General features: G+C 46.3%; 18 protein-coding genes. 8 read left to right on the plus strand and 10 right to left on the minus strand.

Going from position 1 to position 15,629, the window contains the following annotated elements; all coding sequences use genetic code 11:
* Positions 1-79: 79 nt before the first annotated feature.
* The 6 genes from tsaE to VGB26_15200 are packed head-to-tail and all read left to right on the plus strand — an operon-like array spanning position 80 to position 6,206.
* Positions 80-592: a tRNA (adenosine(37)-N6)-threonylcarbamoyltransferase complex ATPase subunit type 1 TsaE gene (tsaE, locus tag VGB26_15175; GenBank protein HEX9759114.1), complete on the plus strand. Its 513-nt coding sequence runs from the start codon at positions 80-82 to the stop codon at positions 590-592.
* Positions 585-1,289 (plus strand): uracil-DNA glycosylase, encoded by a 705-nt coding sequence (locus VGB26_15180; protein HEX9759115.1) that lies wholly within the window; start codon positions 585-587, stop codon positions 1,287-1,289. The genes tsaE and VGB26_15180 overlap by 8 nt, the downstream gene beginning before the upstream one ends.
* A 10-nt stretch (positions 1,290-1,299) precedes the next feature.
* On the plus strand, positions 1,300-1,797 hold the full coding sequence (locus tag VGB26_15185) for an HIT domain-containing protein (GenBank protein HEX9759116.1): 498 nt from the start codon (positions 1,300-1,302) through the stop codon (positions 1,795-1,797).
* Entirely contained in the window at positions 1,794-2,126 is a 333-nt protein-coding gene (locus VGB26_15190; protein HEX9759117.1) for a LapA family protein, read from the plus strand. The genes VGB26_15185 and VGB26_15190 overlap by 4 nt, the downstream gene beginning before the upstream one ends.
* Before the next feature lie 43 nt (positions 2,127-2,169).
* Positions 2,170-4,842, plus strand: coding sequence for a DNA mismatch repair protein MutS (gene mutS, locus VGB26_15195; protein ID HEX9759118.1), 2,673 nt, complete (start codon positions 2,170-2,172; stop codon positions 4,840-4,842).
* Entirely contained in the window at positions 4,839-6,206 is a 1,368-nt protein-coding gene (locus VGB26_15200) for a diguanylate cyclase (GenBank protein HEX9759119.1), read from the plus strand. Before mutS ends, VGB26_15200 begins: the two co-directional genes overlap by 4 nt.
* A 276-nt stretch (positions 6,207-6,482) precedes the next feature.
* Here the strand turns inward: VGB26_15200 and VGB26_15205 are convergent, their stop codons facing one another.
* From VGB26_15205 to ectA, 10 genes are all read right to left on the minus strand, one after another.
* Positions 6,483-6,767: a hypothetical protein gene (locus VGB26_15205; protein ID HEX9759120.1), complete on the minus strand. Its 285-nt coding sequence runs from the start codon at positions 6,765-6,767 to the stop codon at positions 6,483-6,485.
* Positions 6,768-6,775: 8 nt separating this feature from the next.
* Complete coding sequence (locus VGB26_15210; protein HEX9759121.1) at positions 6,776-7,519, minus strand: class I SAM-dependent methyltransferase; 744 nt, start codon at positions 7,517-7,519, stop codon at positions 6,776-6,778.
* Positions 7,520-7,752: 233 nt separating this feature from the next.
* Positions 7,753-8,505 (minus strand): ectoine/hydroxyectoine ABC transporter ATP-binding protein EhuA, encoded by a 753-nt coding sequence (ehuA, locus tag VGB26_15215; GenBank protein ID HEX9759122.1) that lies wholly within the window; start codon positions 8,503-8,505, stop codon positions 7,753-7,755.
* Positions 8,506-8,530: 25 nt separating this feature from the next.
* The gene (ehuD, locus tag VGB26_15220) at positions 8,531-9,193 is read right to left on the minus strand and encodes an ectoine/hydroxyectoine ABC transporter permease subunit EhuD (protein HEX9759123.1); all 663 of its coding nucleotides are present in this window, start codon (positions 9,191-9,193) and stop codon (positions 8,531-8,533) included.
* Positions 9,190-9,852 carry an ectoine/hydroxyectoine ABC transporter permease subunit EhuC gene (gene ehuC, locus VGB26_15225; protein HEX9759124.1) on the minus strand — a complete coding sequence of 221 codons (663 nt, stop codon included), beginning with the start codon at positions 9,850-9,852 and terminating at the stop codon, positions 9,190-9,192. Before ehuC ends, ehuD begins: the two co-directional genes overlap by 4 nt.
* Positions 9,853-10,004: 152 nt before the next feature.
* Positions 10,005-10,928, minus strand: a complete 924-nt coding sequence (ehuB, locus tag VGB26_15230; GenBank protein HEX9759125.1) for an ectoine/hydroxyectoine ABC transporter substrate-binding protein EhuB — start codon at positions 10,926-10,928, stop codon at positions 10,005-10,007.
* Positions 10,925-11,863 (minus strand): ectoine hydroxylase, encoded by a 939-nt coding sequence (gene thpD / locus VGB26_15235; protein ID HEX9759126.1) that lies wholly within the window; start codon positions 11,861-11,863, stop codon positions 10,925-10,927. Before thpD ends, ehuB begins: the two co-directional genes overlap by 4 nt.
* A gap of 18 nt (positions 11,864-11,881) precedes the next feature.
* On the minus strand, positions 11,882-12,286 hold the full coding sequence (locus VGB26_15240) for an ectoine synthase (GenBank protein ID HEX9759127.1): 405 nt from the start codon (positions 12,284-12,286) through the stop codon (positions 11,882-11,884).
* 21 nt (positions 12,287-12,307) lie between these two features.
* On the minus strand, positions 12,308-13,588 hold the full coding sequence (ectB, locus tag VGB26_15245; protein HEX9759128.1) for a diaminobutyrate--2-oxoglutarate transaminase: 1,281 nt from the start codon (positions 13,586-13,588) through the stop codon (positions 12,308-12,310).
* A complete protein-coding gene (gene ectA, locus VGB26_15250) occupies positions 13,575-14,120 on the minus strand; it encodes a diaminobutyrate acetyltransferase (GenBank protein HEX9759129.1) in 546 nt (181 codons plus the stop codon). Before ectA ends, ectB begins: the two co-directional genes overlap by 14 nt.
* Before the next feature lie 568 nt (positions 14,121-14,688).
* Between ectA and VGB26_15255 the strand changes: the two genes are divergently transcribed.
* Positions 14,689-15,129, plus strand: a complete 441-nt coding sequence (locus tag VGB26_15255) for a hypothetical protein (GenBank protein HEX9759130.1) — start codon at positions 14,689-14,691, stop codon at positions 15,127-15,129.
* Positions 15,130-15,331: 202 nt separating this feature from the next.
* On the plus strand, positions 15,332-15,629 hold a 298-nt coding region (locus tag VGB26_15260; protein ID HEX9759131.1), incomplete at its 3' end, for a helix-turn-helix domain-containing protein.

A 15,629-nucleotide genomic window follows, 5' to 3' on the forward strand; every position in this document is an offset into this window, starting at 1 on the left:
TTTTTTAAATGCCGGAGGCCCGCGGTTTTTATTTCTGATTCACGTTTTTAAAGTTCCAAGGAAGGAACCCAAGAAGCCCATGCCTGATGAAACCCCGATTGCCAGTTTCACCACCACCAGTCAAAAAGAAACTCAACGGTTGGGCTACCTGTTGGGCGAACTTTTGGAGGGAGGGGAGGTCATTGGTCTGATTGGAGATCTTGGGGCTGGAAAAACCTGTTTTGTAAAAGGTTTGGCCATGGGGTTGGATATTTCTCAGGAAGAAATCACCAGTCCCACCTTTACTCTCATTCATGAACATACGGGGCGCCAAAACCTGGCCCATGTGGATCTTTTCCGTCTTGAGAAGATAGAAGCCATCGAGGCCTTGGGATTGGTGGACTATTTCGTGGAGGACTGGGTGACGGTCATTGAATGGGGTGAGCGTGCCCTTCCCTTCCTCCCTTCGGAGAAAATGCTGATACGGTTTCTAATTCCCTCCAGTGAAGAACGAACACTTCGGGTTGAACCAATGGGGGAGACCTATTTGCGTTTAACGGGCCGTTGGGTGGGGAAGGATCAAGAAACACTGAAGAAGGAGTCCGATGCCTGACCCACCTTCCCTCCAAGAAACCTTTCGACAATTGGTCATGGATGCTCAGGAGTTTCTGCATTATCAAAGAGACCTTGGGATTGAAGAAGTCATATTTGAAAATGATGAACATCCCCTCAACCCCGAAGACCCTTTAAAGGCCATTCGTGAAGAGTTGGGGGATTGTACCCGGTGCAAACTTCATTCAACCCGAACCCAGATCGTGTTTGGCGTTGGAAATCCGGATGCACAACTGATGTTTGTGGGAGAAGGGCCTGGGTATGAAGAAGATGTCCAAGGGGAGCCCTTTGTGGGAAAAGCAGGACAGCTCCTCACACGCATCATCGGGGCCATGGGACTCAAGCGGAGTGACGTGTATATCGCCAACATTGTCAAATGCCGGCCTCCCAATAACCGTAATCCCGAACCGGATGAAATCTCCAGCTGTGAACCTTTCCTCCACAAACAGGTTGTGGCTATTCAGCCACAAGTGGTATGTGCGTTGGGAACTTTTGCGGCCCAAACCCTATTAAAAACTAATTTAAAAATTTCACAGCTCAGAGGAAAATTTCACCTCTATGAAGGAATAAAAGTGATGGCGACTTTTCATCCCGCTTATCTTCTTCGCAATCCAAATGAAAAACGAAAGGTATGGGATGATATGCAGCAGATCATGAAAGAATTGGGGTTGTCTGTTCAGCCCGGAAACGCAGGTTAAAAAGGGGATCGTGAAAAAGCTTTGGGCGCCATGGCGAATGGCCTATATTCAGCAGAGCAAACCCAAGGGGTGCATTTTTTGCACTAAACCAAAGGCAAACCAGGACCCGAAAACTTTTATTCTTTTCCGATCCACTTACTCCTATGTCATGATGAATGTCTATCCCTACAACAATTCCCACCTGCTGGTTTCCCCCTACCGGCATGTTGACCGGCTTGAAAAATTAAAAGACCCAGAACTGTTGGATTTAGTGCAGACCACCAACCGATCCACTCAGGCGCTTCGAAAGGCCATTTCCCCGGAGGGGTTTAATATCGGAGTTAACGTGGGGAAGGTGGCGGGAGCGGGGATCAAATCTCATGTCCATGTTCATATTGTTCCGAGGTGGAACGGGGATACCAACTTTATGCCAGTTTTGGCTGAATCAAGGGTCATTCCTCAGCATCTTACGGCCACCTTTAAAACATTACTTCCTTTTTTTAAAAAAAATGGGAAGAAAAGGAAATGATGGTTCGTTTTGTTTTCGTTTTAATTTTCGTTATTGTCATATTTACGTTTGCGATCAAAAATCTGGAGAAAACGATCACCTTCCACTATTTCTTTGGTTACGAAAGTTCCCCTTTTCCTGTTTATTTGGTCATTCTTGGGGTATTTTTCTTTGGGATGATGATGACCGTTATTTTACTGTTGCCCGAATGGGTCAAAAATCGCATCCGGATCCGACGCCATGAACGGACACTTCAACGGTTGGAAACGGAGCTCAACCAGCGTCATTCCATCTCTAAATCTGAGAAGAAGGGAGAATCCTTTTTTGATGAAGAGACCCAAGAATTTTAGAGATGGGGAGGCCCTCTAGGACTGCCCTCCTAAAGGAAATTGTATGGCCGACACTACACCTTTGATGCGTCAATACCAGGAAATTAAAGACCGTTATCAACAGGCGATTCTCTTTTTTCGTTTGGGAGATTTCTATGAAATGTTTTCTGATGATGCCGTCCTTGCCTCAAAAATATTGGGAATTACCCTAACCTCTCGAGATAAAAATAAGGAGAACCAAATCCCCATGTGCGGGGTTCCGTACCATTCCGCCAACGGTTATGTGGCCAAACTCATTCGCGCCGGGCAAAACGTGGCCATCTGTGAACAAATGGAGGATACTCAAACCGGCAGGGGGATTGTCCGGCGGGAAGTGGTTCGGGTGGTGACCCCGGGAACCCTCTTGGAAGATGATCTCCTTAATCAAGGAGAAAATAATTTCCTTGCTGCGATTGCGGTTGGTCCCCAAGCTTATGGCCTATCTTTTCTGGATCTTTCAACGGGATATTTTCGGTTAACCCAATTTGAGGGACCCAAAGCCCGGTTCGGTTTGGAAAATGAATTGGGACGATTGGCCCCTTCCGAAGTGTTAATATCGGAAACGGCACCCCCTGATCTTAAATCCCTGATCCAGAATTTTTCATCCGGTGTTCGTGTCAATCTAAGAAAAGAAATTTATTTCGGGTCGGATCAATCCCATCGGCGCCTCTTGGAGCATTTTAAGGTTCATTCCTTGGATGGTTTTGGATGCCAGGGGTTTTCATTTGGAATTTCAGCCGCCGGGTCCCTGTTGCAGTATCTTCAAGAGATTTGTCTTCCCTCCTTGAATCATATACACGGCCTTAGTGTGTACCGCCCCGATTCTCATATGATCTTGGATTCTCTCACCCAGCGCAATTTGGAATTGGTTCGGAGTTTAATGGAGGGAAAAAAAGAAAATGCTCTTCTGAGTGTTTTGGATTTTAGCCTTACCGCCATGGGAGCCAGGGCTTTGAGGGACTGGGTTCTTCATCCTTTGGTGGATATTGAAGAGGTTGAAAAGCGCCAGGGGGCGGTGGAAGAATTTGTAAACGAAATGCCTCTTCGTCATGAGGTGCGAAAGGCTCTCGCTGAGATTTCCGATATGGAACGGTTGATCAGCCGGATCAGTTTGGAATTGGGAAATGCACGTGACCTGGTGGCATTGAAAACGTCTTTAAAGAAACTTCCTGACCTGTATCAAACCCTTCAAGACGCCAAAGCCCCCCTGCTTCGGTCCTTTTTAAAACATTGGGACAGTTTGGAGGCTGTTGCCCTCTGCATTGACAAAGCGATTCAAGAGTCCCCCCCTGTATCCGTCAAAGATGGGGGATTGATTCGGGATGGTTTTCATGAAGGTTTGGATGAATTGCGAACGGTTGCCCGAGAAGGGAAAAATTGGATTGCTCAAATGGAGCGGGAGGAGCGAAAAAGGAGCGGAATTGAATCGTTAAAGGTCCGTTACAATCAGGTTTTTGGGTATTATATCGAAGTGACCAAATCCCATCTTTCTAAAGTGCCCCCCGATTTTATTCGAAAACAGACCCTGGTCAATGCGGAACGATTTTTTACTCCGAAGCTGAAGGAACTTGAGGGAAAGGTTTTGGGTGCAGAGGAGAAGATTCAGGCTTTGGAATTGGACCTCTTTCAGGATATTCGTCGGAAGGTGGTACAAGAAACCTCACGGGTTCAGGCCATGGCCCAGGTGGTGGCCCAAATTGATGTATTGTCTTCTTTGGGGGAAGCGGCCAATCGAAATCACTATGTTAAACCGGTGGTGACCCTGGAAAGGGTCATCGATATAGCCGATGGGCGGCACCCGGTACTTGAGCAATTTATTTCGGACCGGGGTTTTGTTCCCAATGATACCTATTTGGATGGAGAAGGGCATCGCTTGTTGATTATTACGGGGCCCAACATGGCGGGGAAATCCACCTATATGAGGCAGGTTGCGCTGATAGCAATCATGGCCCAGATGGGGAGCTTTGTTCCCGCTAAATCCGCAACCATCGGAATGGTTGACCGGATTTTCACACGGGTGGGTGCCTCGGATAATTTGGTGGCAGGGCAAAGTACTTTTATGTTAGAAATGAACGAAACAGCCAATATTTTGCACAATGCCACCCCGCGAAGCTTGATTCTTCTGGATGAGGTGGGCCGGGGAACCAGCACATTTGATGGGTTGAGTATTGCTTGGGCGGTGGCAGAGCATATTTTAAAGGCCCCGAATTTGGGCGCCCGGACGTTATTTGCAACACACTACCATGAATTGATGGACCTGGCAGTCACCCATTCGGGTGTCCAAAATTACAACAGCTTGGTTCGAGAATGGAACGAGGAGATCATTTTTCTTCGGAAAATCAAAGCCGGGGGATCGGATAAAAGTTACGGCATTCAGGTGGCCCGCTTGGCAGGTCTTCCTCAAGGGGTCATACAGCGGGCCAAAGAAATTTTGGAAAACCTGGAAAAAGGAGAAATTCAATTTCAGGGTAGACTCCATCACCAACAAAAAAACGAGGAAACACTTGTTCCCCAAAAAGACCTTTTTAACGAAGACATGGATACCACCTTTGAAAGAGAATCGTTTTCCCGTTTGATGGAGGCGTTTCAACAAATAGACGTTTTAAAAATGACACCCCTTCAAGCCTTAAATAAATTAGATGAACTTAAAAAAATGGTTCAGACAACGGTACCTTCTGAGCAAAAGGAGGTGAAATGATTCAGGTGGCCATTGTTGGGGGAGGAAAGGGAGGGACGGCCCTTCTCAATGTACTGCACGGGAACCCCCATGTGACAATAACAGGCGTAGCCGATCAAAACCGAAAAGCCCCAGGGATTCAAATTGCAAAGGAGTTCGGGATCTATACCACCACCCGTTTTGAACAGCTTTTTAACCATCAAAAACCGCATCTGGTCATTGATGTAACTGGGGATAATTCCATGCGGTTGGCTTTAAAACGCTATGCCAATTCGGGGGTGGAGGTCATCGGGGGGCTCAGTGCGCAGTTGATGTGGAAGATCATTGATGATCGGATCCGGGAAAAAGAAGAGGCGGAGCGGTTGCTGGCCGAATATCAATCTCTCTACAGTTTGGGAGTCAAACTGACCGCCAGTGAAAATATCGGGAAATTATATACGACCATAGTGGATTATGCATTGCGGCTTATCGGATGTCCTGCGGGAAATCTAGCCCTTTTTGATGAGAAAAGCGGGGAGATGTATTTCGCCGCGGCAAGGGGATTTAGCAAAGCTTTTTCAAGGAAACAAAAATGGGAGGTCCGAAAAGGAGGGCTTACCAGCACCATTCTGAACCAAAAAACCCCTCTGGCCATCTCAGATATTCAAAAGTTTCCAAATTTTGATAACCCAATGATGGTCAATGAAAAAATTCGATCATTAATTGCGGTGACCCTGGCCGCCGAGGGAAAAATTATCGGCATCCTCTATGTGAACGATTTTAAGGTCCGGGATTTTTCCACCCGGGAGGTCTTCCTTTTGGGGCTGTTGTCTACCATTGCCGCCATGACCATTGAAAAAACCCGAAACCTTGAAAATGCCCGGCATCTGGCGATCACAGATGAATTGACCGAGCTTTACAATCACCGGCATTTTTTGCAGCAGCTTCACTTGGAAATTAACCGTGCCAAGCGGTATAACCGGAAATTAACTCTTCTCATGATCGATATTGATCATTTTAAAACCTATAACGACCATTTCGGGCATTTAAAGGGAAATGAGGTTCTGAAAAAGGTAGGCTCTTTCCTTCGGATGATCAGCCGGGAGGTGGATATTCCTGCGCGGTATGGAGGAGAGGAGTTTGCGATCATTATGCCGGAAACCCAAAAACTCAAGGCCCGGTTCCTTGCCGAGCGTCTTCGCCGGACCATGGAAAATCATGTTTTTGAGGGTGAAAAGATTTTGCCAGGGGGACAACTGACCATCAGTTTAGGTCTGGCCACTTTTCCTTCCAATGCCGATAATCCCACCGATCTGATTGAAAAGGCCGATCGGGCCCTTTATCTTTCTAAAGAAAGAGGAAGAAACCGTGTGAGCGTTTCCCGGGACCGCGTCGCCACCGCCTAGTGTCGTGTCTTAGAAATACGAGAAAAAATTAAGGCCGTCATTCCCGCGAAACTTGTCCCCGTATGGTTTAAGCGGGGAGCGGAAATCCAGAAGGTCTTCGTCATTCCCAAATGATTTTGTGGCGCCCGCTTTCTAAAGGTAAGAACTTGGATTTTTTTGCTTTTTCCTCCCCTTTATAAGGGGAGGCCAGGTGGGGTAGAAGATATTTAAGCCGTTATTCCCGCAGAAGCGGGAATCCAGAAAAAGGTTTTCGGCCTTAAAAAGAAACGCTTTTCCCTACGGCGTTTCCGTAAATTGGGTCCGCCGGGGTTTTCCATCCCCGCCATAAACCATAAAAACTTTTTTCCCCTGCCGAATGTGATAGGTGCTCCAGGCCGGAGAATGTCCATCGTACTGGGCATCGGGGTCTTCTCCGTGAGCCTTGAAAAAATCCGGGTAGGTGATACCGACCTCGATCACATCGGCTAACAGGCAATCGGTGCAAAAGCCCGATCCCTTTAAAACGATTTTGCTCAAAAATTGCTGAATCTGCTCGGAATTATTTAATTGAATCGGTTCCATTTTTTTCTTTAGACTTTTTCCCCTGTGATGTAATCAAAATGATCGATAAATTTGAGGGTCGACTGATCCTTATAGGTTTCTTCCATCTCTTTCAATCCTTCCTGAATTTCCTCTTCCTCGAAGCTTGTGAGCACGGACATATAGCACCCCTCGACCATTTTGAAATATTTCTCCTTGGGGATGGAATGGGGAAAATCCAGAATATCCCGTTCCACTTGAAACCCGCCTTCTTTCATGCCTCTTTCGAGATCATCGGGGTCCGCATGCCAATTCTCGCATCGGGCCAAGGCTGTTTGAAAGAGGGGGTATTGCACTTTCGGGGGGACGTGGACCAATAATAAGATTCCGTTTGGGTTCAACCGCTGGTATAGATTTAAGAAAAACTCTTTTTTTTCTGTGACGTGGTGAATGGTCTCTTTGATTAAAATTTTATCATAGCTTCCGGGTTGCCTTGAAAATGAAAGGGCATCCATACAAATGCGTGTGATCGGGGCTTCTTTGGAAATCCCGTCCAGCATTCCTTGAAAAGGATCCACGCCGATAATCGGTTTTTTAAGTGAAACCTGTTTGAGAATATCCAAAGAATACATGCCCGTCCCGCAACCGATATCGGCCATCTGATCGTCCTCCTGAAGCTGGAGTTTCTCGATCATTTTTTTAGTCAGGGAGCGGACGAAATCCGGGGAGTAGTAAAGAAAATCATCGTAGTTTTTGGCTAAACGGGTGTAATGGGTGTGAATGACATTTTTCATTGGAAAATTCCTTTCAAATAATTTTTCTCCAAAATGCTAGAGCCTGTTGGATTATATGGATTTTTGTGACAGGAATAATAGATTGTCGTCTGATTTAAACCTCAATATCCTACCTTCTATCACGGTTCGGATCAAGGGGGTAAATTCAAAAAGTTCAAACCCCATGTACCATAAAAAAAATAGTGTTTTCTGGATTCCTGCTTGCGCAAGAATGACGAAAATTCTTTCTCCTTTTAATGTTCTAAAATATTTTTTAAGAATTCACGGGTCCGTTCTTTTTTGGGATTCGAAAAAACCGTTTCCGGTTTTCCCTCTTCGATGATTCTTCCTTCATCCATGAAAATTACGCGATCGGCAATGTCTTGAGCAAATTTCATCTCATGGGTGACAATCAACATGGTCATCTCTCTTTCATGGGCCAGTCGTCTCAGCACGTTTAAGACCTCCCCCACCAATTCGGGGTCCAACGCGGAGGTCACCTCATCAAAAAGCATGATTTTGGGTCGCATGGCCAGGGCACGGGCGATGGCGACCCGTTGCTTTTGGCCACCGGAAAGCTGGTCGGGATAGGCCGTTATTTTATCGCTTAGTCCTACCCAATCCAAAAGTTTTAAAGCCCTCTCTTCCGCTTGCTCTGAGGAGAGGTGAAGGACATGAGTGGGGGCTTCGGTAATGTTCTTAAGGACGGTCATATGAGGGAAAAGATTAAATTGTTGGAAGACCATTCCCATTTTGCCTCGAATTTTCCTTAATTGGGCGGGGGTGACAGGGTCCTCTTTTCCATTTTGAGTCATGGTCCAGAGGGATTCTCCCTCGATTTCAATGGTTCCGGTGTCAATTTTTTCAATGGCCATTAAAGTCCGAAGAATCGTAGATTTTCCGGAACCGCTGGGTCCGATCAATGCAACCTTTTGGAAGGCTTCAACCTCCAAATCAAGATTCCTGAGCACTTTCAGTCCACCAAAAGATTTGCATACATTTCGCATCCGGATGACGGGTTGTGATTGGGTTTTAGATTTGTCCGGCTGTTCCAAATCGAAGCTCCAGTTTTTGAATCAATTGTGAAGATACCAGACTGATCCCCAAAAATAAAAGTCCGACCAGAGTCAGGGGCTCTAAGTAGCGGAAGGTCTCCGCGCCAATTAGTTTGGCGGTTTGCAATAGTTCCAACACCGTAATCGCCGCAAGAAGCGGGGTGTCCTTAAACATGGCCACGAGGTAGTTTCCCAAGGCTGGGATGACCGGAGAAATGGCTTGTGGGAGAATGATATCTTTCCACATTCGGAAAGGGGTTAAGTTCAAAGATATAGCGGCTTCCCATTGGCCCTTGGGAACGGCGTTAATGCCTGCGCGATACACCTCTGCGGTATAAGAACTGTAATGAAGTCCCAGGGCGATCACCCCCGTGAGGAACGGTGAGAGGGTGATTCCAAATTTAGGGGCCACGTAAAATAGAAAATAGATCTGGACCAGCAAGGGGGTGGAACGGATAAATTCCACCAACCCGCTGGTTGATGTTGAGATGAGCCGATTGGGTGACCTGCGGAGGACTGCCCAGAGGAGGCCCAGCAGAAGCGCAATGGTCATCCCCAGTAACGTAGCCTGAAGGGTTACCCAAAATGCCTTTCCAAAATCCGTCAGGATGTTCCACGCGAAAGCCCAATCAAAGCTCATCGGATTCCCCCATAGTCTCTTCCCACGGCGAGTTTTCGCTCTATTCCCCGGATGGTCCATGTGATGGTTAAGGCCAAAAGAAAATATAAAATCAGGATTAAGGAAAAAACTTCCCCGGAACGCAGTGTGGCGGATCTCAGGATTTGCCCCTGAAAGGTCAGGTCGCTCAATGTGATCATGGAGACCAATGCGGTGTTTTTCAAAAGTTCGATCAGGAGGTTACCAAAAGGCGGCAGCATGGCCAGAAGGGACTGGGGAAGGATCACCCGGAACATGGTTTGAAGAGGGGTGAAGTTCAAAGCGGTTGATGCTTCGTATTGTTCACGGGGTACAGCCTGAATAGCCCCCCGAACCACCTCTGCCCCGTAGGCCCCATGGTTGAGGCCGAGCACCAATATTCCAGCGGTCATCGCCTCCAGTTTGATTCCCAGCATGGGGAGTGCAAAAAAGACCCAAAACAGTTGAACCAATGCGGATGTCCCCCGAAACAGGTCCACATAGACGGAAGCTAAAAAACGGATGATTTTGTTTTTTGATACACGCGCCAAGCCGGAAACCAGTGCAGCGAAAATCGCTAATATCGATCCCCCCATGGCCAGTTGAAGGGTGACACTTAAACCGGTTAAAAGAGAGGGGAGTAGGTCAAAGGGTGGGACCATTGGTTATTCCAAAAAAGTTTTAAAAAGTTCCAATGACCTTCCGGCCATTGAAAAATCACTAAAAAAGATTTTGGATTCCTGGATTCCCGCCTCCGCGGGAATGACGAACTGAAGTCTTTCAGAGGAATTCAGAGGTCAAATGACGAAGCTTCTTAGGGTTTACATAAATCTTCAGCGGTTTGATCTCCCGGCAGATTTTCTTTGGTGAATCCAAAAGCCTCTACGAGTTTCAGATGCTCTTCGGAGCCGATAAATGCCTGGAGCTGTTCATTAAACGCGTTGACAAGCTCCGTATCCTCTTTATGAAAACCGAAAGCACCAAAACCGGTGACTGATTTTCCATCCATCACAGGATCTTTAAACGGCATGGCCCTTTCGAGATTCGAATCGCCAGCCTTTTGGAGAAGATCCTGTATGGTGAGGCTCGTTCCCGCATAGGCATCCACGCGTCCGGCTCGAATCCCTGCAACCGCACTTGGGGCATCGGGCAAAACAAAAATCCTTTCGTGGGGAACGTTGGTTGAAAGTGCATATTTCAGTTCAATGGCTCCCGCAACCACACCTAAACGAGCAAGAGGATTAGAAGCAACATCTTTATAACTATGAAGTTTGAGGGGATTTCCCGTTTTCACCATAAACGCTTCGCCGATTCCGTAAGTGGGGTTGGAAAAGGTGATTTCTCGGCACCGTTTCGGAGTAATATACATTCCCGCGGCAATGATATTAAAGCGCCTTGCGTTAAGGCCCGGAATAAGAGAGCCGAACTCAGTAAGGACACCTTCAATTTTTTCGATTCCCATATGCTCGAGAACCACCCGGGCAATTTCAGGGGCTTCTCCCGTGAGGCGTTCCTTCTGATTGTCGTAGAATGCGTAAGGTGCTTCGTTTGCGTATCCGAGATGGACAATGCCTTCTTTCCGTAATCGCTCTAGGGTGGATGGCATTCCTTCGATTTTCCGTTCACCCGGTGAAGAATCACAACCACCCAAAAAAATCGATGCAAGTATTACTCCCATGCAAAAAAGAAAAGTGAGATGATTGGTTTGGAATGGTTTCGTTCGGAAACCCGCTTTCATCCTGAATTTTCCGAAGATGGGTTCCCGAAATTTTCAAGGGGTGAAAATTCTCGGCTGGCAGTGAACTCGGGGCGGGGGGTTAATCCATAAAAGGGGTCATGAAGACAATTCTCGATGCTGTTATAGACAAAGAAGACATTACTTCGGGGCCAAGGGGAGATGTTGGAGTTGGAGCCATGCATCATGTTGCAGTCAAACAGAATAACAGAACCTGACGGTCCAGTGGGGGCAACGATGCCTCCCGCATCCACCACCGCTTTCAGGCTCTGTGGGTCGGGAACGCCGTAATCCTGTTTTCTCAAAGAGGATTGATAATGGTTCTCCGGTGTTTCTCCCACGCAGGAGATGTAATATTGATGGGACCCCGGGATGAGCATCAGGGGACCGTTGAAGGGGTTGTTTTCGGTTAACGTAATATTGCAACTTAAGGCACGCATCCTGGGCATACCATCTTCCACGTGCCAGGTTTCAAAATCGGAGTGCCAATAAAAATCTTTTCCCGTGAAACCGGGTTTATAATTGATTCTGGATTGATGAATGTAAACCTGGCTTCCTAGCAATTGCTTTACCGCCTTCAAAATTCGATCATCCCGGGATAAATTTTTTAAGAGGGTATTGGTTTTATGAATATAAAAAATGGACCTCACCTCTTCACTGTTGGGTTCCAGGATGGTTTCTTTTGCATTTTTGACATCTGGCATCTGGGAAAGCCGCTGTAATTCATTGAAAAAAGTTTCGACCTCTTTTTCTGAAAAAAGCTGGGGTATAAACAAATACCCATTCTGATCGAAAAAAGTGCATTGTTCTGATGTTAAAGGTCCTTCAAACCCATGGGTCGGGTATACCACCGGGTCTATCCGATTTAAAACTTGTGGTGTTTCAACCATGCGGGAAGGATAAGGATCTTTTTGAGGGGTTATGATGTTTGAGTTCATATTTTTTTCCTATTTTTGTTATGGGGCGGAAACCTTTTCCTCTTTTATCAAAGGATAAGTTCCTTCTTCATCATGGACTTCTCTTCCCGTTAAAGGAGGGGTAAAGACACACATCATCCGAAGGGAAGTTTTCGCTCTGAGGATATGCTTTTCATGTTCATCCAACACATATAGGGTTCCTGGAGAAATGACGTATTTGGGCCCTTTGGGAAGAACCTCCAATTCTCCTTCTCCCTCTATACAATAGACCGCCTCAAGGTGGTGTTTATACCAAATGGCGGTTTCGGTTCCTGCATATAGGATGGTATCGTGGAACGAAAAGCCGGTGTTATCTTTTTTAAGAAGAAACCTTCTGCTCGTAAAGGTTGAAGCGGTTACTTCCCGCTTGGTTCCTTCTATTTCATTAAGGGTTCGGATGATCATGATTAAAACCTTTCAGTTTTTTTAAACACCAACCTCTTTGGTTTGGTATGGAAACTCCTCCTGAGCGGTCTTTACGCTATCGTAAAGAATAGTTAAACCACTGCGGATGATTTTTTCATCCATGATAAGAGGCGGCATCACTTTAACCACGTTGTCCTCGGGCCCGGCGGTTTCCATGACCATTCCGCGTTCAAATGAGGTTTTGGCGATATACTTTGCAAGACCTTCCTGCGAGCAGGTGAGGCCTTGAATTAAACCCCGGCCCCGAGTTTCTGGAAAGGTTTGTGGGTGTTGGGATACAATTTCATCCAGGTGTTTTCGGACATAATTTCCTTTGGCTTCGATTTCTTTGGAAAACTCATCATTTTCCCAGAAAGAAAGGGCTTCTGTTGCTGTCACAAAGGCCAAATTATTTCCCCGGAAGGTGCCATTGTGTTCTCCCGGCTCCCACTGATCCCACTCGGGTTTGATCAGGGTCAGTGCCATGGGTAAACCATAACCGCTTATTGATTTTGAGAGACAAATGATATCGGGCTCTATTCCTGAAGGCTCGAAGCTGAAAAACGGTCCTGTCCTTCCACACCCCACCTGGATTTCATCCACTATGAGGAGCATATCGTAACGCTTGCAAAGATCCGCCAGGTTTTGCATCCAATCAATGGTTGCCACGTTGACTCCCCCCTCGGCCTGAATGGTCTCTACGATGACCGCAGCGGCATGGTCCACCCCACTTCCGCTGTCACTTAAAAAACGCTCCATATATTCGATGGTATCCAATCCATCTCCAAAATACCCGCAGAAGGGCATGGTATCGGAAAGCATCAGTGGAATGCCAGCCCCATTGCGTTTAAAAGCATTTCCCGTGACCGAAAGAGATCCCAGTGTCATTCCATGAAAGGCGTTGGTGAAGGAAATCACTTTTTCCCTTCCAGTCACTTTCCTGGCCAGCTTCAGGGCTGCCTCTACGGAATTGGTTCCCGTTGGGCCGGGAAATTGAACTTTGTAATCGAGGCCCCGTGGTTCAAGGATGACCGAGGTAAACCGTTCTAAAAAGTCTTCCTTTGCCCGGGAAGCCATATCCAGGCTGTGGGTAATGCCATTGCGCCCAATATAATGAAGCAATTTTTCCTTCATTCGAGGGTGGTTATGGCCATAATTCAATGCCCCGGCGCCGCTAAAAAAATCGATATACTCACGATTATCCGTATCATACATAAAGCACCCTTCGGCTTTATCAAAGGTGGCGGGAAAACTGCGGCAATAGCTTCGTACCTCAGATTCGATTCGTTCAATGGTTTTCATAAATCAATACCTCATGTTCTATCGTGTTAGGGTCAAAGGGACCAATTCTGTATAAATACTCGGCAGGATGATTCCCTTCCGGAAAAAGGTCTTCTGGAAAACCGGAACTTTCCATACAAGCGGTTTTTAGGGTCCTTGGGAGCGCGTGAAAAAGTGCTTTTGAGGCCACATTATTCGGTGTGATGGTCGTTTCGATAAAAGAGATATTCTGACACACAGGGCGCTTCAGTAAATGGGTAATTAAAGATTTTCCAAGGCCCTTTTCCTTCATGATGGGTTGAATACCGATCTGCCAAATAAATAGGACATTCGGAGAAGCGGGGGGAATGTAAGCGGTGACAAAACCGATCAGGTTCTTTTCCTGTTCAGCGACTACGCAGGTGTCTGGAAAATGTTTGAAGAGGACCAGGTAGCAATATACCGAATTAAGGTCCAAGGTTTGAGAATCCTTGACCAATTTCCAAACTTTGGGTCCGTCCGCCACATTCGGTGCGCGAAGTACTATTTCATTCTGTTTTGTTTGGATCTGCATATTCAATTTATTAATAAAAAAAATCCACCCTTTCGGTCTTTTTTATACAAAAGACCTAGAAATCCATCCTCTTCGTTTTTTGCAAAAGTCGGTTTTTTTAACTTTCAGACTTTTGCTCGCCGCCGGAAAGGTGGCCGGCATCGGCGATCCGACCTCTTAATGGTTATCTACAACGGCAGGATACAAGCCCCATGGGAGCTTGTTTTTTTTTGGATATTTTCCCTTAGCGGCCCTTTTTCGAATCATAAAAGCAGGGTCTTCCAGGAATTTTGATTGAATGAAACTCAGTCAAATTGTATGCTGAGTCAGCATCCTCGAAAGTTTTTTCAACCTAACATATGAAAAACCATGTGTCAAGGTGAGAAGACCGGAAAGTCCGTGAAAATATTATATAAAAACCTTTTTAATTAGAAGGTTAAGCCCTTTTTCATTTTTTTTTAATTCTTTTTTAAAACAATTTCTGCCAATCGTTTTTCATTTCCTTGCCCTGTTGATTCCCCAAGACGGTAAATGATATGGTGTTCAAGACTGTTTTTCCTGATTTTGAAATTTATGGGGAGCAAACCAGATGAGGGATGATCATGATCAATGGATGAATGACTTAAAAAATACATTAAAGCAGGAATCCATCGGGTTTTCAGCAATTGATGAACCCCAGGGGGCCATCTCTTTAGCCTTAAAGGATGAAGACTGCCTGGTTGAAATTCACCCCGATCGCTCAATGGTTTGTCTCTTTGGCCTGGATTTAGATGATCTAAGGGGAATGATTTCAGGAGGCGCAACGGAGGATTTGTCCAGTGATGAGCTTCAGAGGGTGGCCCGGGACAGCCTTCGGCAGACCATCGGCCCTCGGGCGATGGCCCTTAGGCGGGTGGGGTATGAAGAAAAAATACAGGCCACCGATGAATATTTTATTTTATGTTATCAAAAAATATTGGAAGAGAAAGAAGAGGAAAAACTGCTCAAGGGAATCCGGCAATGTTTAAATATTGTGGAAGGAAAAAAATAAAAAATATACAATGAACATTTTTCCTGGTGTTGCCTCTCAGAAATCCCTTAAAAAATTAGGGCCGTCATTCCCTCTGGCGTGGTAACGGCCGGAATGACGTTGGAAATAATCAGTCTTATATTGGGAAACAACACTAGTACGTTGACACATTAATATAGAAACATTATAATGACACATTATCCTACAAGGAGATGCGTCAACCATGCGCCAAACCAAATTGAAGTTGAGCCAGAGAGACCGCCAGATACTGAAAGAGTTTTGCTCGAAAGGGAAGCACATGGCCCGCGAATTAAATCGTGCCCATATTCTCGTTGCTCTTGATCGGAACATTCCTGAAAACCAGATCATGGGAGTGCTGGGGGTGGGGCGCACAGCGATCTGGCGTACGCGTGCTGCGTATGTGGAGGGGGGGCTCACATTTGCTCTGCACGACGCCCCGCGTCCGGGAAAGCCCAAGCGGTACCACACCGACGAAGAGGCCCAGGTGACGGCCCTGGCCT

It is taken from the genome of Nitrospiria bacterium, assembly GCA_036397255.1.
Classification (GTDB): domain Bacteria; phylum Nitrospirota; class Nitrospiria; order DASWJH01; family DASWJH01; genus DASWJH01.

Coding starts and splice junctions, on each gene's coding strand:
- VGB26_15205 (HEX9759120.1), bottom strand. CDS start 6,767: ATGGAACCGATTCAATTAAATAATTCCGAGCAGATTCAGCAATTTTTG.
- ectA (HEX9759129.1), bottom strand. CDS start 14,120: ATGCAGATCCAAACAAAACAGAATGAAATAGTACTTCGCGCACCGAAT.
- ehuB (HEX9759125.1), bottom strand. CDS start 10,928: ATGAAAGCGGGTTTCCGAACGAAACCATTCCAAACCAATCATCTCACT.
- mutS (HEX9759118.1), top strand. CDS start 2,170: ATGGCCGACACTACACCTTTGATGCGTCAATACCAGGAAATTAAAGAC.
- ehuC (HEX9759124.1), bottom strand. CDS start 9,852: ATGGTCCCACCCTTTGACCTACTCCCCTCTCTTTTAACCGGTTTAAGT.
- ehuD (HEX9759123.1), bottom strand. CDS start 9,193: ATGAGCTTTGATTGGGCTTTCGCGTGGAACATCCTGACGGATTTTGGA.
- ehuA (HEX9759122.1), bottom strand. CDS start 8,505: ATGCGAAATGTATGCAAATCTTTTGGTGGACTGAAAGTGCTCAGGAAT.
- VGB26_15200 (HEX9759119.1), top strand. CDS start 4,839: ATGATTCAGGTGGCCATTGTTGGGGGAGGAAAGGGAGGGACGGCCCTT.
- VGB26_15190 (HEX9759117.1), top strand. CDS start 1,794: ATGATGGTTCGTTTTGTTTTCGTTTTAATTTTCGTTATTGTCATATTT.
- VGB26_15210 (HEX9759121.1), bottom strand. CDS start 7,519: ATGAAAAATGTCATTCACACCCATTACACCCGTTTAGCCAAAAACTAC.
- VGB26_15180 (HEX9759115.1), top strand. CDS start 585: ATGCCTGACCCACCTTCCCTCCAAGAAACCTTTCGACAATTGGTCATG.
- thpD (HEX9759126.1), bottom strand. CDS start 11,863: ATGAACTCAAACATCATAACCCCTCAAAAAGATCCTTATCCTTCCCGC.
- tsaE (HEX9759114.1), top strand. CDS start 80: ATGCCTGATGAAACCCCGATTGCCAGTTTCACCACCACCAGTCAAAAA.
- VGB26_15255 (HEX9759130.1), top strand. CDS start 14,689: ATGAGGGATGATCATGATCAATGGATGAATGACTTAAAAAATACATTA.
- ectB (HEX9759128.1), bottom strand. CDS start 13,588: ATGAAAACCATTGAACGAATCGAATCTGAGGTACGAAGCTATTGCCGC.
- VGB26_15240 (HEX9759127.1), bottom strand. CDS start 12,286: ATGATCATCCGAACCCTTAATGAAATAGAAGGAACCAAGCGGGAAGTA.